Origin of the sequence: Leucobacter sp. G161, assembly GCF_001482305.1 — a bacterium.
In the GTDB taxonomy this organism is placed as follows: Bacteria; Actinomycetota; Actinomycetes; order Actinomycetales; family Microbacteriaceae; genus Leucobacter.
Genome location: NZ_LOHP01000017.1, coordinates 154,852 through 177,136 on the forward strand (window position 1 = coordinate 154,852; position 22,285 = coordinate 177,136).

Annotated in this window: 20 protein-coding genes and 1 pseudogene; 10 read left to right on the plus strand and 11 right to left on the minus strand. The window is 67.5% G+C overall.

Going from position 1 to position 22,285, the window contains the following annotated elements; genetic code table 11:
* Positions 1 to 4: 4 nt before the first annotated feature.
* The 3 genes from AUL38_RS02290 to AUL38_RS02300 are packed head-to-tail and all read right to left on the minus strand — an operon-like array spanning position 5 to position 2,974.
* Complete coding sequence (locus AUL38_RS02290; RefSeq protein WP_059058914.1) at positions 5 to 1,177, minus strand: Mrp/NBP35 family ATP-binding protein; 1,173 nt, start codon at positions 1,175 to 1,177, stop codon at positions 5 to 7.
* Positions 1,170 to 1,718, minus strand: coding sequence for a DUF1003 domain-containing protein (locus AUL38_RS02295; protein ID WP_059058916.1), 549 nt, complete (start codon positions 1,716 to 1,718; stop codon positions 1,170 to 1,172). The genes AUL38_RS02290 and AUL38_RS02295 overlap by 8 nt, the downstream gene beginning before the upstream one ends.
* The gene (locus tag AUL38_RS02300; RefSeq protein ID WP_059058918.1) at positions 1,715 to 2,974 is read right to left on the minus strand and encodes a magnesium transporter MgtE N-terminal domain-containing protein; all 1,260 of its coding nucleotides are present in this window, start codon (positions 2,972 to 2,974) and stop codon (positions 1,715 to 1,717) included. The genes AUL38_RS02295 and AUL38_RS02300 overlap by 4 nt, the downstream gene beginning before the upstream one ends.
* Before the next feature lie 197 nt (positions 2,975 to 3,171).
* Here AUL38_RS02300 and AUL38_RS02305 point away from each other — a divergent pair, with 197 nt between their 5' ends.
* Complete coding sequence (locus AUL38_RS02305; RefSeq protein WP_059058920.1) at positions 3,172 to 3,672, plus strand: general stress protein; 501 nt, start codon at positions 3,172 to 3,174, stop codon at positions 3,670 to 3,672.
* Between the two features lie 15 nt (positions 3,673 to 3,687).
* On the opposite strand, the gene AUL38_RS02310 is transcribed toward AUL38_RS02305, so the two are convergent.
* Positions 3,688 to 4,209 carry a TspO/MBR family protein gene (locus AUL38_RS02310; RefSeq protein ID WP_083506532.1) on the minus strand — a complete coding sequence of 174 codons (522 nt, stop codon included), beginning with the start codon at positions 4,207 to 4,209 and terminating at the stop codon, positions 3,688 to 3,690.
* Positions 4,210 to 4,341: 132 nt separating this feature from the next.
* Positions 4,342 to 5,714: pseudogene (locus tag AUL38_RS02315) on the minus strand (aminopeptidase P family protein).
* Positions 5,715 to 5,827: 113 nt separating this feature from the next.
* Between AUL38_RS02315 and AUL38_RS02320 the strand changes: the two are divergent.
* On the plus strand, positions 5,828 to 6,580 hold the full coding sequence (locus AUL38_RS02320; protein ID WP_059058924.1) for an SDR family NAD(P)-dependent oxidoreductase: 753 nt from the start codon (positions 5,828 to 5,830) through the stop codon (positions 6,578 to 6,580).
* Between the two features lie 19 nt (positions 6,581 to 6,599).
* Complete coding sequence (locus tag AUL38_RS02325) at positions 6,600 to 7,442, plus strand: PHP domain-containing protein (protein WP_059058926.1); 843 nt, start codon at positions 6,600 to 6,602, stop codon at positions 7,440 to 7,442.
* Between the two features lie 147 nt (positions 7,443 to 7,589).
* On the opposite strand, the gene AUL38_RS02330 is transcribed toward AUL38_RS02325, so the two are convergent.
* Positions 7,590 to 9,125: a DEAD/DEAH box helicase gene (locus tag AUL38_RS02330; RefSeq protein WP_059059024.1), complete on the minus strand. Its 1,536-nt coding sequence runs from the start codon at positions 9,123 to 9,125 to the stop codon at positions 7,590 to 7,592.
* A 236-nt stretch (positions 9,126 to 9,361) separates the two neighbouring features.
* On the opposite strand from AUL38_RS02330, the gene AUL38_RS02335 reads away from it, so the two are divergent.
* Both AUL38_RS02335 and AUL38_RS02340 read left to right on the plus strand, forming a co-directional pair.
* On the plus strand, positions 9,362 to 10,081 hold the full coding sequence (locus tag AUL38_RS02335; RefSeq protein ID WP_059058928.1) for a ferritin-like fold-containing protein: 720 nt from the start codon (positions 9,362 to 9,364) through the stop codon (positions 10,079 to 10,081).
* A 14-nt stretch (positions 10,082 to 10,095) separates the two neighbouring features.
* A complete protein-coding gene (locus AUL38_RS02340) occupies positions 10,096 to 11,265 on the plus strand; it encodes a methyltransferase domain-containing protein (RefSeq protein ID WP_059058929.1) in 1,170 nt (389 codons plus the stop codon).
* A 416-nt stretch (positions 11,266 to 11,681) separates the two neighbouring features.
* Here AUL38_RS02340 and AUL38_RS02345 read toward each other — a convergent pair whose 3' ends face one another.
* Complete coding sequence (locus tag AUL38_RS02345) at positions 11,682 to 12,404, minus strand: NRDE family protein (protein ID WP_059058931.1); 723 nt, start codon at positions 12,402 to 12,404, stop codon at positions 11,682 to 11,684.
* Positions 12,405 to 12,468: 64 nt separating this feature from the next.
* On the opposite strand from AUL38_RS02345, the gene AUL38_RS02350 reads away from it, so the two are divergent.
* Positions 12,469 to 13,890, plus strand: a complete 1,422-nt coding sequence (locus AUL38_RS02350) for a phosphopantothenate--cysteine ligase family flavoprotein (RefSeq protein WP_235590566.1) — start codon at positions 12,469 to 12,471, stop codon at positions 13,888 to 13,890.
* A 116-nt stretch (positions 13,891 to 14,006) separates the two neighbouring features.
* Here the strand turns inward: AUL38_RS02350 and AUL38_RS02355 are convergent, their stop codons facing one another.
* From AUL38_RS02355 to aztB, 4 genes are read right to left on the minus strand one after another with little or no spacing between them, the layout of a single operon-like run.
* Entirely contained in the window at positions 14,007 to 15,239 is a 1,233-nt protein-coding gene (locus AUL38_RS02355) for a hypothetical protein (protein ID WP_083506524.1), read from the minus strand.
* Positions 15,240 to 15,289: 50 nt separating this feature from the next.
* On the minus strand, positions 15,290 to 16,273 hold the full coding sequence (locus AUL38_RS02360) for a metal ABC transporter substrate-binding protein (RefSeq protein ID WP_235590567.1): 984 nt from the start codon (positions 16,271 to 16,273) through the stop codon (positions 15,290 to 15,292).
* Positions 16,270 to 17,529: a hypothetical protein gene (locus tag AUL38_RS02365; protein ID WP_059058933.1), complete on the minus strand. Its 1,260-nt coding sequence runs from the start codon at positions 17,527 to 17,529 to the stop codon at positions 16,270 to 16,272. The genes AUL38_RS02360 and AUL38_RS02365 overlap by 4 nt, the downstream gene beginning before the upstream one ends.
* 11 nt (positions 17,530 to 17,540) lie before the next feature.
* On the minus strand, positions 17,541 to 18,398 hold the full coding sequence (gene aztB / locus AUL38_RS02370) for a zinc ABC transporter permease AztB (protein WP_235590568.1): 858 nt from the start codon (positions 18,396 to 18,398) through the stop codon (positions 17,541 to 17,543).
* A gap of 43 nt (positions 18,399 to 18,441) precedes the next feature.
* On the opposite strand from aztB, the gene AUL38_RS02375 reads away from it, so the two are divergent.
* The 4 genes from AUL38_RS02375 to AUL38_RS02390 are packed head-to-tail and all read left to right on the plus strand — an operon-like array spanning position 18,442 to position 22,243.
* Positions 18,442 to 19,086, plus strand: a complete 645-nt coding sequence (locus AUL38_RS02375) for a metal ABC transporter ATP-binding protein (RefSeq protein ID WP_235590569.1) — start codon at positions 18,442 to 18,444, stop codon at positions 19,084 to 19,086.
* A complete protein-coding gene (locus AUL38_RS02380; protein WP_083506525.1) occupies positions 19,086 to 20,108 on the plus strand; it encodes a permease in 1,023 nt (340 codons plus the stop codon). The genes AUL38_RS02375 and AUL38_RS02380 overlap by 1 nt, the downstream gene beginning before the upstream one ends.
* Positions 20,098 to 20,904, plus strand: coding sequence for a TIGR03943 family protein (locus tag AUL38_RS02385; protein ID WP_059058937.1), 807 nt, complete (start codon positions 20,098 to 20,100; stop codon positions 20,902 to 20,904). Before AUL38_RS02380 ends, AUL38_RS02385 begins: the two co-directional genes overlap by 11 nt.
* The gene (locus AUL38_RS02390; RefSeq protein WP_059058939.1) at positions 20,894 to 22,243 is read left to right on the plus strand and encodes a hypothetical protein; all 1,350 of its coding nucleotides are present in this window, start codon (positions 20,894 to 20,896) and stop codon (positions 22,241 to 22,243) included. Before AUL38_RS02385 ends, AUL38_RS02390 begins: the two co-directional genes overlap by 11 nt.
* Positions 22,244 to 22,285 lie beyond the last annotated feature (42 nt).

Here is a 22,285-nt window from a genome sequence, read left to right on the forward strand (position 1 = left end):
TAGCTCAGGCGCGGGGTGTGACCCCGAGCGATCTCCCTGCCAGTCCTCGGCCCTGTGACGCGATCTTCGCTGCGATCCCCAGGATGACCGCAGCGGCCGGATCCTCCGGAGAGGTGAGCACCGCGGGTTCGCCGCTGTCGCCGCCCTCGCGGAAGTCGGGGCTGAGCGGGACGCTGCCGAGCAGCCGCACGGGCTGTTGCCCGGAAGCGCTCTCTGAGGTGTTCAAGCGATCCACGACGGCCGCACCGCCGCCGGTGCCGAACAACTCGAGGATGCTGCCGTCGGGCTGCGCGAGCCCGGACATGTTTTCGATGACCCCGATAACCTTCTGGCCCGTCTGGCGTGCGACGAGGGCACTGCGCACGGCAACGTCAGCGGCCGCTTCCTGCGGGGTGGTGATGACGAGCACCTCGGCTTGGGGGAGGAGCTGGCCGACGCTGATTGCCACGTCGCCGGTGCCGGGCGGGAGATCGAGCAGTAGCACGTCGAGGTCGCCGAACCAGACGTCGCGCAGGAACTGCTCGATCGTGCGGTGCAGCATGGGGCCCCGCCACGAGACAGCGGTGGATCGGGGATCCGCGTCGCCGAGGAACATCCCGATCGAGATCACGCGGACGCCGTGTGCCTCGGGTGGGATGATCATTTCGCCGACGCGCGTCGGCTGCTCGGTGACGCCGTCGCGACTGAGGCCGAGGATGCCGGGGATCGAGAAGCCGAACACGTCGGCGTCGATGAGCCCGACCGAGAGCCCCTGCTGTGCGAGCGCGACGGCGAGCGACGCGGTGAGCGAGGACTTGCCGACGCCACCCTTGCCGCTCGTGACCGCGATGACGCGGGTGAGTGAGTCGGGCCCGAACTGCACGGGCCGCGCGGGCCCGCGCACCGTCTCGACGAACGCCTGCCGTTCGGCTGGGCTCATGACGCTCACGTCGACTCGCGCCACCGTAATGCCCGAGGTCCCGAGGGTGGCCTCGGTGACCTCGCGTTCGATGCGCTGCGCGGCGGGGCAGCCGGCGATCGTGAGCTTGAGCGGCACGTCGGCGGCGCCGGCAGCGTCAACACGAAGCTCGCCGACCATCCCGAGCTCGGTGATGGGACGGTGGATTTCAGGATCGTTCACCAGCGAGAGCGCGTCCCACAGACGCTGCTCAGCCTCGTTGCGGCTGTGCTCAGTCATGATCAGGATCCTTCCCCCTCGTGGTGTCCGTCGGTATCTCCGGTGGCGCGTCCTGCTCAAGCTCCGCGAGGAGCGCGCGGAGCTCTTGCCTGAGGAATTCGCGATCAGGGAGATCCTTGAGTGCGATCCTGAGGGCGACGACCTCGCGCGCCAAAAACTCGGTGTCGGCGAGGTTGCGTTCAGCCTGCTTGCGATCCTGCTCGATCTGCACGCGGTCGCGATCGTCCTGACGGTTCTGTGCGAGCAAAATCATCGGCGCGGCATACGAGGCCTGCAGGGACAGGATCAGTGTGAGCGCGGTGAAGCCGAGCGCGGGGGAGTCGAAACGGAGGTGCTGCGGCCCGAACGTGTTCCAGAGGAGCCAGAGCACGCAGAAGAGCGTGAGCGCGAGGAGGAACCACGGAGTGCCCATGCCGCGGGCGATTCCCTCGGTCCAACGGCCGAACCGCTCATTGCCGTCGACGCGACTGCCCGCTGGGCCACGAGTTGCTCGGCCAGCGAGCGGAGCACCGAGGTCTCGGCGGCGACTGAAGCGATTCATGCGCGGTCCTCCGCGTCATCAGCATGCCGCCAGTCAGCCGGCAGGAGGTGGTCGAGTACATCGTCGACGGTCACAACGCCGACGAGGCGCTGCTGATCATCGACCACGGGCAGCGCGACGAGGTCGTAGCTTGCAAGCCTCCTCGAGACTTCCGCCGCGCTCGCGGTGACCGGCACCGCCTCAATCTCGGCGTCGAGGAGCGCGCTCAACCGTTCGTGCGGCGGGAACCGCAGCATGCGCTGGAAATGCACCATGCCGAGGTATTCACCAGTGGGGGTCTCGTACGGGGGGTGTGTGACGTAGACGGCGCTCGCCATCGCTGGCGGCACCTCGGCGCGCCGGATCATCGCCAGGCCCTCCGCCACGCTCGACTCGGCGGCGAGCACGATCGGTGTGGGGCTCATGAGGCCACCAGCGGTGTCGAACTCGTACTCGAGCAATCGGCGCACGTCCTCGGCCTCCTCGGGCTCCATGAGATCGAGGAGCTCCTCGCCGCGAGCCGCTGGCAGCGCCGCGATGAGGTCGGCGGCGTCGTCCGGTTCCATCCGATCGAGGACGTCGGCCGTGCGGCCAGCGGGCATGAGCCCGAGGATCGCGATCTGATCGGTCTCGCTCATCTCCTCGAGTGCGTCGGCGACACGGTCGTCCGCGAGCTCGTCGAGCACCGGCGCCATACGAGCCTGCGGGAGCTCCAACAGGGTCGTGGCGAGGTCAGCCGGCTTGAGGTCCACGAGGGTTTGCACGAGCAGCTCCGCCGACTGCGGGCCGCCGTCCTCACTCGGGCGGGCTACGTCTGCCCACTTCACCGTGTGGGCAGGGCCGCGCCCGAAACCGGAACCGACCTTGGGCGTGCGCACGAACAACTCGGATACGACCCACTCACCTGTGCGGGTGCGCTCAATCGCCGCGTCTTCGACTGTGGCGCGCGTCGGAGCGCCCGCCGGCGCTGCGCGCAGGTCGACACGCATGCCGATCATTTCGGCGATCATGCGTGTCTCACCGCGTCGCTGCTCAAAGCGGCGAATGTTGATGAGGCCGGTCGTGATGACCTGACCCGACGCGATAGACGTCACCCTGCCGATCGGCACGAAGACGCGACGCTTGCCAGGAATTTCGACGATGAGGCCGACGACACGCGGAGCCGCGGCTGCCCGGTAGACGACGAGGACATCACGAACTTTGCCGATCTGATCCCCAACGGGATCGAACACGCCTCGACCGGCAAGGCGGCCGACGAATACCCGCGAACTGCTCACCCCTCTACGGTACCGTCCGCGGGCCAGTATCAGCTGTAGGAAGGTCGAGACTCGCCGGTGGGGTACCCGTGACGATTCCAGGAGCAGCCCATCAGTGCACACGAATGGTTCTCAGCCGCTGCGCGAGTCTGAGAATCGGATAGGGGGATATCACCCGAATACGCGCATCTTTGTGGTCCCTGTGGAAGAATCAAGACATGAGCACCCCCGGTTTCCCCAATTCGCGCGCGCCGATCCAGCCTGAGATCCCGAAGGGCGAGATTATCTCGACCTACGATCGCTACGAAGACGCCAAGCATGCCGTCGACGTGCTCGCGCGCAGCGGGTTTCCCGTGCAGCGGGTATCGATTCTCGGTAACGACCTTCGCAGTGTCGAGCGCGTCACGGGCCGCCTGAGCTACGGCAAGATCGCCTGGATGGGTGCGCTCTCTGGCGCATACCTTGGCCTGTTCCTCGGCCTGCTGCTCTTCATCTTCCAGCCAGACAACGCCGGCATCGGCGGCGTGTTCCTCTCCGCGATTGTCATCGGCGCGGGCTTCGGCATGCTCTTCGGGCTCCTCTCGTACGCGCTCAACCGCAACCGCCGCGACTTCTCGTCGGTCATGCAGATGGTCGCCACCCGTTACGACCTCGTCACCGAGGACGAACTGCTGCACGAGGCACGCAGGCTGCTGACGGGCGACGCCCCGCAGCAGTAACGCTGTCGTGCTGCGCTAGTTCAGCACGATGATGCCGAGGTTCAGCGTTGCGGCGAACGACAGCCACAGCAGGTAGAGCACCATGATCGCACTCGCCAACTTTGTCCATTTGGCCGCGGCGACAGCCAGCGCAACGACGGTGACGATGAGCGCGGTGATGATCGCGAGCGCGACGCCCCACGCGGGTTCTCCGAACACCGGGTAGCCGGCGAAGAACATCGGCGTCCAGCTGGCATTGAGTATGAGTTGGACACCAAAGAGGGCGAGCACGCCGCGTGCCGCGTTGCGTGTGCCCGCTCGGTAACCGGAACGCCAGATGAGGAACCCTGCAAGCGCAATGAGGATGTAGAGGATCGTCCACACGGGGGCGAATACCGCGTTCGGCGGATCCCACGGCACCTTGGTGACATTCGCGTACCAGCCGTCGACGTTCGAGGCCGAGGCGAGCGCGCCAAAGCCCGATATCGCGGCGACGGCAGCGAGCATGACCGCCGCGACGACGGCCTGGCGTGCAATGGTGGGACGTATGTCGCTCATAGCTGACACCGTAACCCGGAAGCATGGATAGCGGGTGAATTTCTTGGCTTCGCTTGGGCCGGGGCCGAGGCCAGATACGGGAACGGGCGCGGACGAAGAACCATGTCCCTCGTCCGCGCCCGTTCGCGTGTATTACGCCTTGCGTGCGCCCTGTACCCAGGCCTCAACATCGTCCGCTGTGCGCGGGATGTTCGCCGAGAGGTTGACGCAGCCGTCCTCGGTGACGACGATGTCGTCCTCGATGCGGATACCGATGCCGCGGAACTCCGCGGGAACCGTAAGGTCATCCGGCTGGAAGTACAGGCCAGGCTCGATCGTGAAGACCATGCCGGGCTCCAATACGCCGTCGAGGTACATGTCTCGCCGTGCCTGTGCACAGTCGTGCACGTCGAGGCCGAGGTGGTGGCTCGTGCCGTGCACCATGTAGCGGCGGTGGTACGGGGTGCCGTCGGCCTCGGGGAGGAAGCCCCACTCGCGGGTGACGCGCTCAATCACTGCCATCGCTGCGTCGTGCACGTCGCCGAAGCGAATGCCCGGCTTCACGATCGCGCGAGCGGCGTCAGCTGCCTCGAGCACGGTCTCGTAGACCTTGCGCTGTGTCTCAGAGAACGTGCCCGAAATCGGGATCGTCCGCGTGATGTCGGCGGTGTACAGGCTGTCGAGCTCGACACCCGCGTCGAGGAGGAGCAGGTCGCCCTCCTGCACCGGGCCATCGTTGCGGATCCAGTGCAGCGTGCACGCGTGCGGGCCTGCGGCTGCGATCGTCTCGTAGCCAACCTCGTTGCCGTCGAGGCGTGCGCGGTGGTTGAAGACGCCCTCTACGACGCGCTCGCCGCGGGGGTGCGCGCTCGCGTCGCCGAGCGATGCGAGCACCTCGTTGAAGCCGCGCTGGGTCGCGTCAACCGCGTCCTGCATCTCGGCAAGCTCGTACGAGTCCTTCACGAGGCGCAGTCGGATGCGGCCTGCGCGAGATCGGCGTCGTCGAGCGTGACGTCGCCGTCCGCCGACACGAACTCCGCGAGATCCTTCGTTGCGGTGCCGAGGAGCGCCGCAACCTGCTTGAGCGACGGGCGTGGCCCGATCCAGAACTCACCGATCTCCGGGTTCGCGAAGAACTCGTCGGAGTCGCGCCCCGCGCGCTCACGGAAGTACAGCGTTGTCTCGCCAGACGCCTCGATCACGAGGATCGCGCCGGGTTCAGACTCCGAGCCCCAGCCGGTGAGGTGCGCGAACGCGCTGTGTGGGCGGTACGGGTAGAACGTGTCGTTTGAGCGCTGCTTGAGGGCGCCAGCCGCGATCACCAGGCGCTTGCCGGCAAACTGCGCGGCGAGCGCTGCTCGGCGATCCGCCGCGAACTTGGCGACAGGCAGCTCAGCGGGAAGCTCATCGACCCGGTCAGCCCAGCTCGTTGAAATGTACTTCAGGAAAGTGTCCGATTGCGGAGTGGTGCTCCGGTTCGAGTTGTCGATCTCCGCTTCGTGGGTGGCATTCGCATGTTCCGTCATTGCTCTATCCTCCCATTTCTCGCTGGGTGTTGGGGACAAGCCCAGGGCCGAGGCGTACGGTGAGCACTCCGGGTGCGCGGCGCGCGCCCGGACCACCGAACAGGAGGCCAGACATGGCGAAGTATGACGTGCAAGATCGATCCGCGATTGTCACGGGAGCCGGGTCAGGGATCGGCCGCGCGGTTGCGCTGCTGCTGGCACGCAACGGCGCCAGCGTCGTCGTGCAGGATCTCAACGGCGACGCAGCCGCGGCGGTCGTGCGGGACATCATGGCAGCGGGCGGCACGGCTGCTGCGGTCGTCGGTGACGCAAGCGCGACCGAGGTTATCGCGGAGACCATCCGGGAAGCGGCAGCGCTCGGACCGGTGCGGATCGCGGTGAACAATGCCGGCATCGGCGGCGCGGTTGGCCCGACCGCGAGCTACAGCGACGACGACTGGCAGCGGGTCATTGACCTCAACCTCACCGCGGTCTTCCGCGGCGTGCGCGCCCAGTCCACGCAGATGCTCGGACACGGTGGCGGCGCCATCGTCAATATCGCGTCGATTCTCGGCAGTGTGGGGAGTGCGGGCTCGCCAGCCTACGTCGCGAGTAAGCACGCGGTCGTCGGCCTCACGAAAACCGCGGCGCTGGAGACCGCCGCGCACGGGGTACGCGTCAACGCCGTTGGTCCCGGCTACATCGACACTGCCCTGCTCGACAATGCGTCGCCCGCGACGCGCGACGCGCTCATCGCGAAGCACCCGATGGGACGGCTCGGCACGGCCGAGGAGGTGGCCGAACTCATCGTATTCCTGGTGAGCGACGCGGCGTCTTTCATTACCGGCAGCTACCACCTCGTGGACGGCGGCTACACGGCACCCTGACGCGCCATAGACTGTGGGAATGACAGGGCGCCCGGGCTACGACCTTCACACCCACTCCGTGCACTCGGACGGTACGACGAGACCGAGCGATATCGCGGCTGAAGCGGCGGGGCTCGGGCTCGCGGGGTTTGCCCTCACCGACCACGACACCGTCGACGGATGGACGGAAGCACGCGACACCGCCCACAGCCACGGTATCGACTTCCTGCCCGGCATCGAGCTCACGACGAAGCACAATTGGAAGTCGCGCCACCTCCTCGGCTACGGGATCGACCCCGGCGAGGGCGAGCTCATGGCCGCGCTCGACAAGGTGCTCGAATCGCGGTTCGGCCGAGCGCGCCACATGGTTGACCTCCTTGCCGTTGACTACGCGATCACGTGGGACCTCGTTGTCGGTGCCTCCGAGACGCTCGCCGTTGGCAGGCCGCACATCGCCGATGCTCTCGTCGCAGGAGGCTACTTTGTGGATCGTAGCGCGGCCTTCGCGGAGGTGCTGCACCCGCGCTCCCCGTACTACGTGCCCACGTTCGCGCTCGAAACCATCGACGCGATCACACTGGTCCGCCAAGCGGGGGGAGTGGCTGTGCTCGCCCACCCTGTCGCTGAGCGGCAGAGCACGCCGACCCCACCTGACGCGGTGCGCGACTTTGCGCATGCGGGCCTTGCGGGTATCGAACTCGAACACCCGGAGAACCGCGAGGACTGGCTGCCGCCGCTCCGCGCGGTCACCGAGGAACTCGGGCTGCTCGTCACCGGCTCGAGCGACTACCACGGTGCAGGGAAACCGAACCGTCTGGGACATTTCACGACACCGGCGGCGACCGTCGAACTGCTCCGCGCGGGGGTGGCGACGCCGCGCTAAGGCTGCCGTCGCTCTGCCGTGCGCGTATGACTGAGGCCGGCCACCGTCACGGATCCAGAATGGAAACCGTGAGGATGACCGGCCTCAGCTGTCTGCGGGAGATACGCTCAGGCGCACCTACATGAGGCACACAGGAGCGTGGCGCTGCTAGGCGGCAGGGGTGTCAGCTGCGGGAGCCTCGGCACCCGCATCACCCGTCGACGCGCCCTCAGCGCCGGCACCGCGACCACGTCCGCCGCGACGGCGGCGACGGCGGGGAGCTGCTTCGCCGTCAGGGCCGGTGGTTGGTGCTGGTGCGCCGGGCTCGCTGCCGCCGTCGGTGTCATGGCCGTGCTGCTCGTGGCTGTGCGACTCGTGGCGCCCCTGTCCCTGTGGGTTGGCGCTGCGGGTGCGGCGGCGCGTGCGGGGCGCCCCACTCTCTCCGCTGCCCTCGGTCTTCGCCTCGGGCCGTGAGCTCGAACGCCCTCCGGACGTGCGGGTTCGGCTGCGGTCGCCGCCGCGCTCGCCGCGAGGAGCGGCATCCTTCACCGGGGTGGCCTTCAGCCGGCCCTTGGTGCCCTCGGGGATGTTCAGGTCAGTGAACAGGTGCGGCGAGGACGAGTACGTCTCGACGGGCTCGGGGATGCCGAACTCGAGGGCCTTGTCGATCAGCGCCCACTTGTGCATGTCGTCCCAGTCGACGAACGTCACAGCGATACCGGTGCGGCCCGCACGGCCCGTGCGACCAACGCGGTGCAGGTATGCCTTCTCGTCGTCGGGCACGGTGTGGTTGATCACGTGCGTGACATCGTCGACGTCGATGCCTCGAGCAGCGACCTCGGTCGCGATGAGGACATCCTTCTTGCCAGTCTTGAACGAGGCCATCGCGCGCTCACGCTGATCCTGGTTCAGATCTCCGTGGACCGCAGCGACGTCGTAGCCGCGGTCGGTCAGCTCCTCCTGCAAACGGGCTGCGGCACGCTTGGTGCGCATGAAGATAACCGTCTTGCCACGTCCCTCGGCCTGCAGGATGCGGCCAATGACCTCATCCTTGTCGAGCGAGTGCGCGCGGTAGATGATGTGCTCGATGTTCGCCTGCGCCTGGCCCTCGTCGGGGTCGGTTGCGCGGATGTGGATCGGGTTCGTCATGAAGCGACGCGCGAGCGACACGATGATGCCAGGCATGGTCGCCGAGAAGAGCATCGTGTGGCGGCCCGCGGGGGTCTGCGAGAACAGCTTCTCGATGTCGGCAAGGAAACCGAGGTCGAGCATCTTGTCTGCCTCGTCGAGCACCATCTCACGGACGTTTCCGAGGTTGAGTACCCGCTGGCTTGCAAGGTCGAGCAGACGGCCCGGGGTGCCGACGACGATCTGCGCGCCGGCCTTGAGCTGTTCGATCTGGCCCTCGTAGGCCTTGCCGCCGTAGATGGGCACGACGGTTGCCGCGCGGCCCTGTGCCGCGAGCTCGAGGTCTTCGTACACCTGCATGGCGAGCTCGCGCGTCGGCACGACGACGAGTGCCTGCACGCCGGGCTCAGGGTTCGCGCCGATGCGCTGCAAGAGCGGCAGACCGAAGCCAAAGGTCTTGCCGGTGCCGGTCTTAGCCTGGCCGATGATGTCCTGGCCGGTGAGAGCGAGGGGGATTGTCTGTTCCTGAATGGGGAACGCCTCGGTGATGCCCTTTTTAGCGAGCTGATCAACCATGTCTTGGTCGATGCCGAGTTCTGCAAATGTGGTCACGCCTGGTCCTGTTCTGTGTTCGATTGTGCATTGCTGCGCGTCGTACAGGGCGCAGCCTCCGTCGCTCCAACGGCGACGAAGAAAAATACGTGTCCTCCCAGTCTATGGGGGCAAGGCGACAGTTGCGTGATTCGCGCTGTGTTTTCACTATGCGGCTGGGTATTCCCGTGTTGCCGGTTCGCGGCGGTAAGCTAAGCAACGTGTTCGACTGGATCCGTAGGCTGCGCAAGAAACAAGCGCCGTCAAAAGCGTCGCTGTCCCATGCGAGCGATGCGGAAACCGAGCGCGTCGACCTCGCAGAGTTTGCCCCCGGCATTATGCCGTTTCTCGGGTTGACCGCGTACCTGCAGCTCGAACTGTACGAGGCTGCGACCCGCGGCGTCTCCGGTGCAGCCACGCTCGAAGCGAAGGAAACGCTGGCCCGAGTCGCTGGTGAAACGCTGTCGAAGCAGCAACGCCTGGCCGACGAGATCCGCCGCCGCGGAGCCGAGCCACACGAAGTCATGCGCCCCTTCACGAAAGTGATCAACGATTACGTTGAGCGCATCGACACCGAGGACTGGCATCAGCACGTCCTGTCGCTCTACCTTGTTGGCGGACTGTTCGATGATTTCTTTGCAAGCCTCGCTGGCGGTCTCAAAGACTCGTACCGCACCGAGGTGATTGCCGTGCTCACCGGCGGTGAGGGGCGCGCTGCGCTCAAGGGGCTGCTCGAGCAGGCGCTCGAAGACGATCCGAAGCTGTCGAGCTGGCTCGCCCTCTGGGGCCGCAGACTCGTGGGGGACACGCTGCTCGTTTCGCGTGCCGTGCTGCGGCTCAGCGAGAAGCGCGAGTTCGTCGAGAGCGAGGTCGAGCCAGTGTTCACTGAACTCATCGCAGACCACATTCGCCGCATGGACGGTCTCGGCCTCACCGCCTAGGGATGGTGACGCGAATGGAGACTCTCCTTGCGCCGCCGGACTGCCGCTACTTTGCAGCGGGCCTGTGCCGGTCGTGCACGTTTATCGAAACGCCGATCGCGGCGCAGCAGGCTTCGAAGCAGCAGCGCTGCGCCGAGCTGCTCCCCGGTGTACCCGAGGCCGCCTGGCTGCCGCCCGTCCCCGGCGGTGTCGCGGGATTCCGAAACCGAGCGAAGCTTGCCGTCGGCGGCCGTGCCGGAGCCGTCACGCTCGGAATACTTGACCGCGGCGGCATGGGCGTCGACCTCACCGACTGCCTCATCCATGAGCCCGCGATCCAGTCCGTCATCCCCATCCTTGCCGCGTTCGCAAACGATCTGCAGATCGCGCCATACTCCGTGCCGAAGCGTGCGGGTGAGCTGAAATACATCCACGTCACCGTGAGCCCAGCCGGAGAACTCATGGTGCGCTTCGTCGTGCGCAGCGACCACGGGCTCGCGCTGATCCGCCGACAAGTGGACACGCTGCGCGAGCTCCTGCCACAGGCCGCCGTGATCTCGGTGAACCTGCTGCCCGAGCACAAGGCAGTGCTTGAGGGTGAACGTGAGGAGCCACTCCTCGGCTCAGCGCTCGCGATGGAGCTCGGCGAGGGGCTGGAGCCGATCACCCTGTACTTGCGCCCGCAGAGCTTCTTCCAAACGAACACCACGGTCGCGCTCGCGCTGTACGAGCAGGCGGCGGCGTGGGTCGACAGCGTTGATCCCGCGTCTCTCTGGGACCTCTACTGTGGCGTCGGGGGCTTCGCGCTGTTCACCGCACGTTCTGCGACCGGAGCAGCCCGCGATGTCCTCGGGGTGGAACTCAGTGAGCAGGCGATCCGCTCGGCTGAGCGCAGCGCGAGCGAAGCCAGCATCCCGGCGCGGTTCCTCGCGGGTGACGCGACAGCGTTCGCGCTCGCCGCGGCCCCCGCAGAGCTCCCGGAGCTCGTGGTGGTGAACCCGCCGCGGCGCGGGATCGGCGAGACGCTTGCAGACTGGCTGGAGGCGTCTGGGATCCGCCACGTCATCTATTCGAGCTGCAACCCCGAGAGCCTCGCGCGTGACCTGGAACGGATGCCGTCGCTCAGCGTGCGGTCTGCGCGGCTGTTCGACATGTTCCCGCACACCGGCCACCTCGAGGTTGCGGTGTTGCTCGAACGTTCCTGAGCGCGGGGTCCCTTGCGATCCTCGCTGCCCCGAATTATCTAGTCCGACTCTTACGAGGGCCGAACACGGTGCGGAATGGATAACACGGGGGCTCGTAGCTGAGGAGTGGGGTGGTGCTGCCGCGGGCGCTTCGCGCCCTTGCCGCTCATGCGGGTGGCCCCGGGGTGAGCGCATTCCGCAGCTCCCACCGGCGGAAACACGCTGTGGCCGAGGGGGCCTGCCGGTAGCTCCCGTTGTGGAGACACACGTCGCAGGCCTTGGTCGTTGTGGTTGGTGATGAGCTCACGCAAGTACCCGGTTCCTTCAGAAGTACCCGTTTTCTACGCGCGGAAAAGGGGTACTCGTGCAGGAACCGGGTACTCCGGCGGAATCCGCTGGGATTAGACGCGCTGGACCAGCACGGCGGGATCCGGAAGCTACGCCGCCTTGAACTTCGGTGTTCCCCAGCTGCCGGGCGTCTCAAACGGCGCCCACTCGAGGTCGACGGCGTCGGAGGAGACATCGGCGACACAGGTGAGGAGTGACAGCGTGGGGTAGCCGAGAGGACGGTTGTCGCGCACGATTGCGCGATCGTCGGTGGGGCCGAGTTCTGATGTGCGGCCGAGGAGTTCGAGCCACTGGCCCCGCCACTCCGAGTCCGGGAGGCCGCCGAGTGCACGGAACTCCGGAAGCCAGCGCGCGATACGCTCGGAGCGCGGATCGTTCACATCGTGGTGCGCGAGCATATGAACGCCAGGGCTGAGCGTCTCACGGCGGAGCTCCTGGCCGTCCCAGGCGGACACCGTCGCGCGTGACCCCGCCACCTCAACGAGGGAGAAGGGTGCCGAGGTCGGGGGATCCGTGAGTTCCGCGCCAGCAACCGAGGCGAGCACGAGGCCGCCGCGCGAAGTGAAGCCGCCCGCGGGCTCGGCCATTTCGGCTGCCCGGTTGACGACGACCGACAGCCTGCCGGCCGCTGACTGGAAGGCGAGCCAGGCGCCGTTGGCGCGGCGATCGCGTACCCCGAGTGTTCCTGGGTGTGACTCGGGCCACCACTGACCGGGCGGATCCCAGGGGCGCGAGGGATCCTCGTCCCGCACCGCCAGCACGCGGGTCGGGGTGGACTCGTCAACGGGAACCTCGATCACGACCGTGCACATGGGTCGAGTGTATCGCCGCTGTGCCCTGCTGCCGAAAGTGGGGTTTCGGTGCGAAGATGGGGGTGTGAAGAACATTGTGCTCGGAGTGAGCGGCGGAATCGCCGCCTACAAAGCTGTCGCCCTCGCCCGTCTGCTTGTTGAGGCAGGCCACGAGGTACACATCGTGCCCACCGCCGACGCGCTGCGCTTCGTCGGGCAGCCGACGTGGGAAGCGATCAGCCGTCACCCGGTGACGACGTCGGTGCACGACGACGTACCCGAAGTGCGGCACGTTGCCCTCGGGCAGCGCGCCGATCTCGTCGTCGTCGCCCCTGCAACAGCGAACACGCTTGCGCGCATGACAGCTGGCCTTGCCGACGATCTGCTTGGCACGACGCTGCTGTCTACGAAGGCGCCTGTGCTTGTGGCGCCTGCGATGCACACGGAGATGTGGCAGCACCCTGCGACGCAGGACAACGTTGCGATCCTCCGTGCGCGTGGCGTCGCGTTCGTTGGGCCCGAAAGTGGCCGGTTGACCGGTGATGACAGCGGACCAGGCCGTATGAGCGAGCCCGACGACATCTTCGCGCGCGTGCAGACGATGCTTGAGGGGAGCCGCGCTGCGGGGTCTTCGGCAACTGATGCGGCTCCGGCCGTCGCCCACCCTGGTGAAGTGGCGCCGGGCGATAGCGCGAGTCAGGAGTGGGCTGCGCAGGTCACCGGACCAGCCCCCGCGGCTCCGCTAGCGGACACTGTTGTTCCGACCGGGGCGATTGACGTCGCCGCCCGCGCAGCCGGTGATCTCGCAGGAGTGCGGGTGCTTGTGACTGCTGGTGGCACTCGCGAGCCCATCGATCCTGTGCGCTACCTCGGCAATCGTTCGAGTGGCCGCCAAGGAGTCGCCGTCGCCGCAGCGGCTGCCGACCGTGGCGCGGAGGTCGTGTTGCTCGCGGCCAACATCGATGGAGCCGTGCTTGCAGAGGTAGCTGGAGATCCCGCGATCCGGATCGTTCCGGTCGGCACAACAGCCGAACTCGACACGACCGCGCACGCAGCGGCTAAGGGCGCGCGCGTCGTCATCATGGCTGCGGCAGTAGCCGACTATCGAGTCGCCGACGTCGCCGACCAGAAGATGCGCAAGGAGGACTCCGCGGGGAACGCTCCGACGCTGACGCTGATTGAGAACCCAGACATCCTGGTGAGCCTCGTGCGTGACCGAACCGACGGTCAGGTGATTGTCGGATTCGCGGCCGAGACCGTCAACAGTGAGGATGAACTGCTGGAGCGCGGCCGTCGAAAGCTCGCGCGGAAGGGCGTCGATCTGCTCGCGGTGAATGCAGTCGGGTGGTCTGAAGGGTTCGAAACCGAGCACAACGAGGTTCGCGTGCTCGACATGGACGGTGACATCGTCGCTGCCGTGGCAGGGTCTAAGCGTGAGGTTGCTGACGCGCTCCTCGACGCCGTGACCGAAGAACTCGAACCTCCGGAGAGCGCGCTCGTCGAGTAACTCCGCGGGCGCAGCGCAACCGCTCTTGCCGGGAGGACACGAAGCGGTGCCCTCCCGGCAAGAGCGGGGATGTTGTGCAAAACGCGAGACGTGAGGCAGCCTCTGCCAGCGGGCAGCTAGCCGAGCGCGACCGCGATTTCGTTGGGCACCGCGTCGAGCTTTGCGGTCGCGACGATCTTGCCCGTCTGCAGGTTAACCGTGTGCACCGAGCTCGTCGCCGGCTCGGTGACGTACGCGCTGTCGCCATCGGCAACGATTGTCGGATGCGCGTCCTGCCAATTCTCAGGGCCCGCCCACGGCGCAACGACCGGGAATGACTCGGTAATCGTGCCGGTCTGCGCATCGAGTACGTGGATGGCGCCGTCAGTCGAGAGGATGTAGGCGTTGCCTCCCGGGCCGCGCACAACGTCGCGGTAGGTGTAGCGGACATGCTCGGGCAGCTCCGCGACGGTGAGCGTTTCTGCTGCGGTGTCGATGAGGCTCACCGCGTCAAGCAAATAGCCTTCGGCATCGGGATCAGACTTGTAGTCGCCGACGACGATTGGGCTGTCGGCTGTCGCGAACGCGTTACCGATACGCCCGAATGCATCGGGCGAGGCGAGCTTCGTAAACGCTCCGTCCTTGTACAGCAGCGCCCCGTCCTCGCAGCCGAACACGGCGACCTCGGCCTGTGCGGTGCCCTCGCCGTGGATGCCCGGGCACTCCGCCGATACGGCGTGCTCGTGCCAGTGATCGTCGTGCGGGGCAAGTGCGGCAGCGCCGGTGCGCGCGTCTGCGGTGCCGACGGTCGTGAGCAGTGTGCCATCCGCGAGCAGGATCGAGACGCCGTGGTGCGGTGCCGCGGCCTCGTAGCCGCGCGTTTCGGGCGCGGTGGCGCCGTCCGTGAGGAGCGCGTCGCTTCCCATGATGGTGGTGAGGCCGGTGCCGTCGTCGAAGAGCACGGTTGCGCCGTCGTGGCGCACGACGTGGCCAGCTGCAGTGGCGGGGAAGATGAGGCCGGTGAACTCGGCCGTCGTCGAATCGAGCACCTCGAAGCCCTTCGATGTGGTCACCAGCAGGTGTGTCCCGTCGCCGAAGGCATTGAGTCGGGCAAACTCCTCTGTCGGCAGTGAACCGGTGACCTCGAGCTCACCGTGCTCGGGGTCGCTGGCGAGCACGGTGATGCCGCCGGGCGTTGATACTGCGAGCTGGGTGCCGTGCGCGTGGCCAGCGTGACCGTCGGGCTGCGCGGCGTCGCCGGGGGCGGCGGTGGTGCTGCAGGCGCTCAGGAGCGCGACTCCGAGGGATGCCGCCGCGGCCGCGGCGATCCGGGGGCCGCGTACCTTCGTGGACCGAGTGGGGTGTTTCATGGTGTTCCTTTGCTGTTGGTGCGGATATGGATTGTGGTGTGTGGTGAGCCTCAGCTGGTGAGGCCCGTGACGATCCGCTCGGTGTTCGTGCGGATCATCTCGACGTAACTGGCCGCGCCGCCGCCAAGTTCAGAGAGGGATTCGGTGAACAGTGCGGTGACGCGCACGTCGAGGCCGGCCTCATCCGCGAGTACTCGCATGAGCCGGTCAGGCGATGACGACTCGGCGAAGATCGTCGGGACGCCCGCCTCAGTGATCGTCGTGACGAGGGCGCTGAGGTCTGCCGCGCTAGGTGCCGCGAGCGTCGTGCCTCCCGGGACAGCGGTTCCGAGTACCCGGAAGTCATAGCGTTCCGCGAAGTAGCCGAACACGTGGTGGTTGGTGACGAGCGCGCGGCGCGCTGGCGGGATGCTTGCGAGTTCGCCCTCGACGAATCCGTCAAGCGTGGTGAGCGTGGTTTCGAACGCGCGACCGCGGCCCGCTACCGCGTCGCGCTCGGTTGCGTCGAAACCAGGGAGCTGCGTGAGCGTGCTTGTGAGGGCCGCAGCGACAGCGATCATCTGCTGCGGGTCGGTCCAGAAGTGGGGATCGGGGGTGGGGGTAGCCGCGATCCCTGCAGCATCGTCTGCTGCATACTCGAGCACGGCAACGTAGTCGCCAGCTATGAAATGCGCGCCGCCTGCGTGTGCGACGCGATCCAGATGACGCTGCAGGCCCTCCTCTAGGCCGAGACCGTTCGACACGAGCAGATCAGCGCGATCCATCGCCGCCGCCTGCTGCGCCGAGATCTCGAACGAGTGCGGGTCGGCGTTGGGCTGCATGAGTGTCGTTACCTCCGCGCTGTCTCCAACGATCTCGGAAACAACGTCACCCAGAATGTTGGTGGTCACGACGATCTGCGGCGTCGAACTGGTGCCGCTACCGGAACTCGCCGGGGCGGCGGAGCAGCCGCCAAGGCCGAGCGCAAGCAGCATTCCCGCTGCCACCGCGGCGCGAACCACGGCGCTCGCGTGCGGGCTGCGGCGCGGGCTCACCGGCCGACCTCTGCAACAAAGACCGGTGCGACCGCAGGCTGCAGCTCCCGCGCGATCCGCGCGCCGTCTGCAACGTCGATCTCGTAGACGACTCCGCTCGCCGGGGCGTTGAGATATGTACGGTTCGCGTCGACAGTCAGGCTCACACGCTCGAGTCCCGCATCCGTGAGATCCTCACCTGTGAGGAGCGGGGCAGTGGCCGCAACTTCGTCGCTGCCACGGAACACGACCACCCGGCCGGCAGTATCGACGGCAACGATGTGCCCTGCGTCGTCCCCGACTGCTGCAGCTGCCGCGAGCGGAGCCGAACTGGGAATCCACGTCCAAGCGCGGGCACGCACCTCGAACAGCCACACCCCGTGCTCGCCGTCGGCGGTGACGCCGGGGCCGGCGAGCGTCGGCCGGCCCTTGCGGCCGTCGAGTGCTGCTGGCGCTGCGCTAGCCCCGTTGGGCAGTGGCGCGGGGGAGAGCGCCACCGAGCCGCCGTCGTCGGTGCCGACGACGGCGCCACCCGCGCACAACACCACGAGGCCAGCCCGTGTTGAGGTGGCGCCACGTGGCGCATCACACGGGGCTGTCGTGTCACTCGCTCCGCCTGCGTCGTCGAGCACGCGGAGCTGCGTCCCGTCGGAGCCTGCGATGGCCTCTGAAACCACGGCCCCGTCGCCAATCGGGGCGAGGATACCGAAGTGTGGAGTGACAGCGACCCTGAACCGTTCAGTGAGCGTGCCTGCCGCGAGCGCCGTGTTGTCGAGCAGCACCGCTTCGCCAGAGCCCGCGAAGAAGACGCCGGTGGCTCCGGCGGTCGAGAGTGGGCCACCGGTCACGCGTGCTGCCCCGTCGCCCGGCACGATGCCGAGCTGCGTCGGCTCTGCGCTGTAGAAGTGGAAGTGGTCGCCGTGGTCCCACGTCCACGCGCCGCTGTCGGTCACGGACAACCCAGCGCCCGAGTCGCCGAAGACGTAGCGACCGTCGGTGGAGAGCCGCGCGGGCACCGGGATCGGATCGAGCGTGCGCTCGCCGCCATCGAGCAGATCGAGCAACCCGACGGCGCCCGTGTCGTCGACAGTGAGGAGTTTGAGCTGCGGCTCGGCTTCTTCGGTCGCGCCGGTGATCTCGCCGTGGCCGGGGGAATCGTCCGCGGGCGCAGCGTGCGCGTGCGGTGCTTGATCGGTAGTCGATGGCGAGGAGCAGGCGACGAGTGCGAGCGGGAGCGCGATGCCGCAGGTGAGTGCGAGGATGAGGTGTCGGTTCATGGGGTGCTTTCTCAGGCTGGTGATGGGGCTGGGATGCGGCGGAGCACGGTGAGGCCGGCTAGGCACAGGTGTGAGAGGGCGGCGACAGCGACTGCGCTCGCCGCGATCGACGAACCGGCAGCCGTGCCAGCGAGCCAGGACACCGCGAGCCCGGCAGCGACGGCGGCGATCCCGAGCAGCGCCGCGATGAGCATGCGGCCAGGGATGCGGGCGCTCCACGGCTGCGCTGCCACGGCGGGGCCGAGTAGGAGCGCTACGACAAGGAGCGTGCCGACGGCCTGCGCGGAAGCGACGACTGCGAGCGTGACGAGCCCGACCAGCATCGCTTGCGCGAGCCGGGGGCGGTAGCCGAGCGTGTGCGCGGTGCGCCTGTCGAAGGCGAGCGCGACGAACGCGCGGTGGCACACCGCAGCGCAGCTCGCAGCAACGACGGCGACTACGGTGAGGATCCAAACGTCGGCCGTTGAGATTGCCAGAATGTCACCGAAGAGCAGCGCGGAGGCGTCGGTCGCGAAGTTTCCGGAGTACGAAATGATGATCACGCCTGTCGCGAGCATCGCGACGAACAGCAGGCCGATGCTCGTGTCGTAGGAGAGTTTCCCGCGGCGTTGGAGGGCGGCGATGAGCGCGCTCATGGTGACGGCGGAGACGGCTCCACCGACGATCGGGGGGATCCCGGCGAGCGTCGCGATGGCCACTCCCGGGAGCATGCCGTGGCCGATTGCCTCGCCGAGAAACGCCATGCCGCGGATGACGACCCAGCTGCCGACGACGCCGCAGACGGCGGCGACGAGGCTGCCGCCGAGCAGAGCCCTGGCGAAGAAGGCCGAGTCGAGGGCGTCGAGTATCCAGTGCATGGAAAGGAACATTACAGATAATGAAAACCATTCTCAACATGCTAGATTGATGAACATGCACCCTCCTGCTCCGCTGCGCGCCAGCGCTCTCTACTATGCGTACGGCCCCGTTCCCGTGCTTTTAGGCGTCGACATCGAGATCCCCGCCGGGCGTGTCACCGCCATCGCTGGGCCGAACGGCGCAGGAAAGTCGACGCTGCTCGAACTCCTTGCCGGCGTCCAAAAGCCCGGGGCAGGCAGCATTGAGCGCCCCGCCTCCGTCGCGCTCGTTGTGCAGCGCCCGGACGCCCCCGCACAGCTGCCGCTCACGGCGGGCGATGTCGTTGGGTTGGGGGTAGCTCGCGCACATGGTTCCCGCTGGGGCGCTCGCGGGTTGCGCGCAGCCCGCACCGCTGCCGCCCTCGACCGCGTTGGAGCGCTCGAGCTCGCCGGCCTCCCGTTCGCGAGTCTGTCGGGCGGACAACGGCAGCGGGTGTGCATCGCGCAGGGAATCGCGGTCGGTGCGCCGGTGCTGCTCCTCGACGAGCCGGCCGCCGGTCTCGACGCCGAGAGCCGGGAGCGCACGAGGCAGATCCTCGCCGCCGAAGCGGCACGCGGCGTCGCCGTCGCGAGCGTCACACACGACGCAGAGGATCTTGCCGCAGCAGACCGTACCGTGTGGCTCGAGCGAGGCACCGCGCGGCTCGAGACTGCCGGGTGATGCGAGAGAACGCGGTGATGGCAGACGCCGCAGCCAGTTCCACACGCCGGCGCGCGCTCCTCGTTCCCGTCGCGGCTGTCGCGCTCATGCTCTGCGCGCTCGCGATCCGCGCGCTGCAGCACGACGCGAGCGTCGAACTCGCTGCCCCGCTTCGCGACTTCGTAACGCTCGCGCTCGCGGTCTTCGTCGAGTCCCTGCCGTTTGTGATCCTCGGCACGCTGCTCTCGGTGCTCCTGCAAATCTGGATCCCAGCGCACTGGCTCGACCGTGCCCTGCCGCGCCGCCCAGTCCTGCGCCGAGCGACGCTGTCGCTGCTCGGCGTCGTCCTCCCGGTGTGCGAGTGCGGCAACGTGCCGCTCGCGCGCGGCCTCCTCGCCCGTGGCTTCACCCCGGGCGAGGCCGTGACCTTCCTGCTTGCTGCACCCGTCCTTAACCCCGTCACGATCCTCACCACCTACCATGCCTTCGGGTGGGACTCCGGCATTCTCGTTGCGCGCGTGCTCGGCGGCTTCGTCATCGCGAACCTGCTCGGCTGGTGGCTCTCCGGCCATCCACGGCCCGAGACCCTGCTCACCCCGCGCTTCCGCGCGAGCTGCGCCCACGCCCACGAGGACACGGGTGGGAGGGGACCGCGAAGCGCAACCGCGATCGTGTCAGAGATGGCACTCCTGCTGCCCGCGCTCGCGGTGGGCTCCGCGCTCGCGGGCGCGGTGCAGGTGGGGGTGCCTCGCGGCGTACTCATTGCGCTCGGCGGCCACCCGGTGTGGTCGGTGCTCGCGCTGCTCGCGCTTGCGTTTGTTGTGTCAATCTGCTCGAACGTCGACGCCTTCTTCGTGCTGTCGCTCAGCTCAAGCTTTTTGCCGGGCAGTATCGTCGCGTTTTTGTTGTTCGGGGCGATGACCGACCTGAAAATGGTCGCGCTGCTGCGCACGACCTTCACGAGCCGCACAATCGTGCTGCTCGTGCTGCTGACGGCCGGGCTGAGCGCCGCGATCGGGTGGGGAGTGAACCTTGTCACCTGAGTTCTGGCGGCGGCACTGGCCGGGTATCGCCCTGGGTTCGCTTGGTGTCGCGGCAATCATCTCGCTCGGGCTCGCCGGCCGCCTCAGCTGGTATGTGCACCCGCGCTACGAGGCGTTCACGCTCGCGATGGCCGGCCTCGGTGCGGTTGGCCTCGTCGGCTCCCTCGCCGTGCTTGCGCTGCGCGGCGGTGTGGATCACGGCGCGAATCCGGCCGGTGCGGAAGATGTGCGCCCTGTGTCGTCCTCCGCGGCCCGGCGTTTGCGCACGGTGGCAAGCGGCGCGCTCGTTGCGGCGGCGTTCGGCTGCCTGGCTCTGCTGCCCCCTGCGACGCTCTCGGCTGCGAGTACGGCGCAGCGGCCGCTGTCGAGCGATTCGGGAGCCGGCCTCGGCGCCGCGGGCCAACTCGACGCCAGCGCGGCCGTTCCAAGCGCCGACGGCGTGCCAGACACTGAGCGCTCGATGCGCGACTGGTCGCTCTTGTTGCGCCAGCACGATGCGAGCTTGCTCACCGCGCGGAGCGCGCGCGTGCTCGGGTTCGTGACCGCCGACGCTGACGATCCTCAATCCACCTTTATCGTGACCCGATTTGTCGTCACCTGTTGCGCCGTCGATGCGCAACCCATCGGGGTCCCGGTCTACCTGCCAGATTGGCAGAGTGAGCTGCGTGTCGACGATTGGGTCGAAGTCGAGGGGGTTTTCACCGAGAACCCGAGTGTTGTCAGCGCGTGGCCCGCCGCAGTGCTGCCGAGCTCGGTTGAGCAGGTCGCACAGCCAAAGGATCCCTATGTCAGCTAACACGTTCCTCCTGCGCACCATTGGGCTGTGCACCGCCGTCGCGCTCGTCGCGGCAGGACTCGCGGCTGCGAGCACGCTCCAACCGCCGCGCCTGAATGGGATCGAGTACAGTGGTGCCGCGCTCATCGAGTCCGGGGACGCACGCCTCGTGTTCCGGCTGAACCAGAGCGTCGAAGAACTGAACCCGGCAGACGTCTCGGTGAAGCCGGAGCTTCCGGTGACAACCACGACCGATGGTGCGACGGTTACTGTACGGCTCGGAGCGCGCCTCGACTACCGCTCGGAGCTCCGTCTGAAGCTGCGAGTGGTGAGTCGGGCGACCGGGATCGCCACTGAGATCGAGGAGACGCTGCGTGCGCCAGACATTCGCGTGCGCACGCTCGTACGGGATGACCGCGGCGATCGGATTATCAGCAACGACCTCGTGTCAGGATCCGCGCCCGCAGAGATCAACACGCAGCGCCGAGTGCAGGAATACGCAGCCCTCGGCGATCGAATCTTCACCGTCGTTGACTCCAGGGGCGGAACCGTTGAGTTTGGCGAGTTCGGGGGAACGGACCGCGTCTACACGCCGCTGATCCCCGCGAGCAATGGGCAACTCGGTCAACTACGCACCGATGAAACCGGCCAATTCGTTGGACTGGTTGCCGACGGTGTGGAACTAGCCGGACGGACGACGGCGAGCGAGCTTTTGCTCATGGACGCGCGAAGTGGTGTCGCACCGCCCATGACCGTGAGCGGCGCCAACTCGCGACCATTCGCGGTTGCCGACTGGCGTTTCGTCTCGGGCGGACTCGCGGTCGTGCTGCGGACGACAGCCGATGAGCTGTGGCTCGCGGCGCCCTCGCTGGGACGGGACGCGGTGCCACTCGGGCAGGCGCAACAAATTGTGGGGGTGCTGCCAGACACTGGCGAAGCCGTCGTGGTGCGACGCGGCGAGACGGTGGCCCTCGATGTCTCGGAACTTGTCGCGGGTGGTGCGCGCGCGGACGCTACCGGGACCAGTGCTGAGCGGCTGCTTGGCACCCGGGACCCTGATCGCACCCATCTTGGGGGTGACGCGTCCGTGGTGCGATCCGCCGACGGGCATCGGTTGCTCGCGGAACACGTCAGCGGTGCTGCTGAGTTGTTCGCGCCGGCGGGGGCCGCGAGCCGCATTGGCGCAGTGTGCGCATCGCCGAACGGTGCGGTCATCGCTGTCGAGGTGATCTCAGTAGACGCGGTGAGTGATCGCCGGCCGGTGAGACCCGCGTTCCAGGGGACGACAACGGCGTATCTCGACGCGCGCACCGGGACGCAGCTCAGGAGTACGATCGGCTTCGATCCTGACTGGTGCTGACTGCGCCGTCGGCGGCGTGGGAGCTGCCTCGAAACAACGAGG

What these genes read in the sequence shown, in the direction of transcription:
- AUL38_RS02375 (WP_235590569.1), top strand. Translation starts at nt 18,442, where the DNA reads ATGCACCCTCCTGCTCCGCTGCGCGCCAGCGCTCTCTACTATGCGTAC.
- AUL38_RS02290 (WP_059058914.1), bottom strand. Translation starts at nt 1,177, where the DNA reads ATGACTGAGCACAGCCGCAACGAGGCTGAGCAGCGTCTGTGGGACGCG.
- AUL38_RS02325 (WP_059058926.1), top strand. Translation starts at nt 6,600, where the DNA reads ATGACAGGGCGCCCGGGCTACGACCTTCACACCCACTCCGTGCACTCG.
- AUL38_RS02355 (WP_083506524.1), bottom strand. Translation starts at nt 15,239, where the DNA reads ATGAAACACCCCACTCGGTCCACGAAGGTACGCGGCCCCCGGATCGCC.
- AUL38_RS02365 (WP_059058933.1), bottom strand. Translation starts at nt 17,529, where the DNA reads ATGAACCGACACCTCATCCTCGCACTCACCTGCGGCATCGCGCTCCCG.
- aztB (WP_235590568.1), bottom strand. Translation starts at nt 18,398, where the DNA reads ATGTTCCTTTCCATGCACTGGATACTCGACGCCCTCGACTCGGCCTTC.
- AUL38_RS02310 (WP_083506532.1), bottom strand. Translation starts at nt 4,209, where the DNA reads ATGAGCGACATACGTCCCACCATTGCACGCCAGGCCGTCGTCGCGGCG.
- AUL38_RS02305 (WP_059058920.1), top strand. Translation starts at nt 3,172, where the DNA reads ATGAGCACCCCCGGTTTCCCCAATTCGCGCGCGCCGATCCAGCCTGAG.
- AUL38_RS02345 (WP_059058931.1), bottom strand. Translation starts at nt 12,404, where the DNA reads ATGTGCACGGTCGTGATCGAGGTTCCCGTTGACGAGTCCACCCCGACC.
- AUL38_RS02320 (WP_059058924.1), top strand. Translation starts at nt 5,828, where the DNA reads ATGGCGAAGTATGACGTGCAAGATCGATCCGCGATTGTCACGGGAGCC.
- AUL38_RS02380 (WP_083506525.1), top strand. Translation starts at nt 19,086, where the DNA reads ATGCGAGAGAACGCGGTGATGGCAGACGCCGCAGCCAGTTCCACACGC.
- AUL38_RS02295 (WP_059058916.1), bottom strand. Translation starts at nt 1,718, where the DNA reads ATGAATCGCTTCAGTCGCCGCCGAGACCTCGGTGCTCCGCTCGCTGGC.
- AUL38_RS02330 (WP_059059024.1), bottom strand. Translation starts at nt 9,125, where the DNA reads ATGGTTGATCAGCTCGCTAAAAAGGGCATCACCGAGGCGTTCCCCATT.
- AUL38_RS02340 (WP_059058929.1), top strand. Translation starts at nt 10,096, where the DNA reads ATGGAGACTCTCCTTGCGCCGCCGGACTGCCGCTACTTTGCAGCGGGC.
- AUL38_RS02390 (WP_059058939.1), top strand. Translation starts at nt 20,894, where the DNA reads ATGTCAGCTAACACGTTCCTCCTGCGCACCATTGGGCTGTGCACCGCC.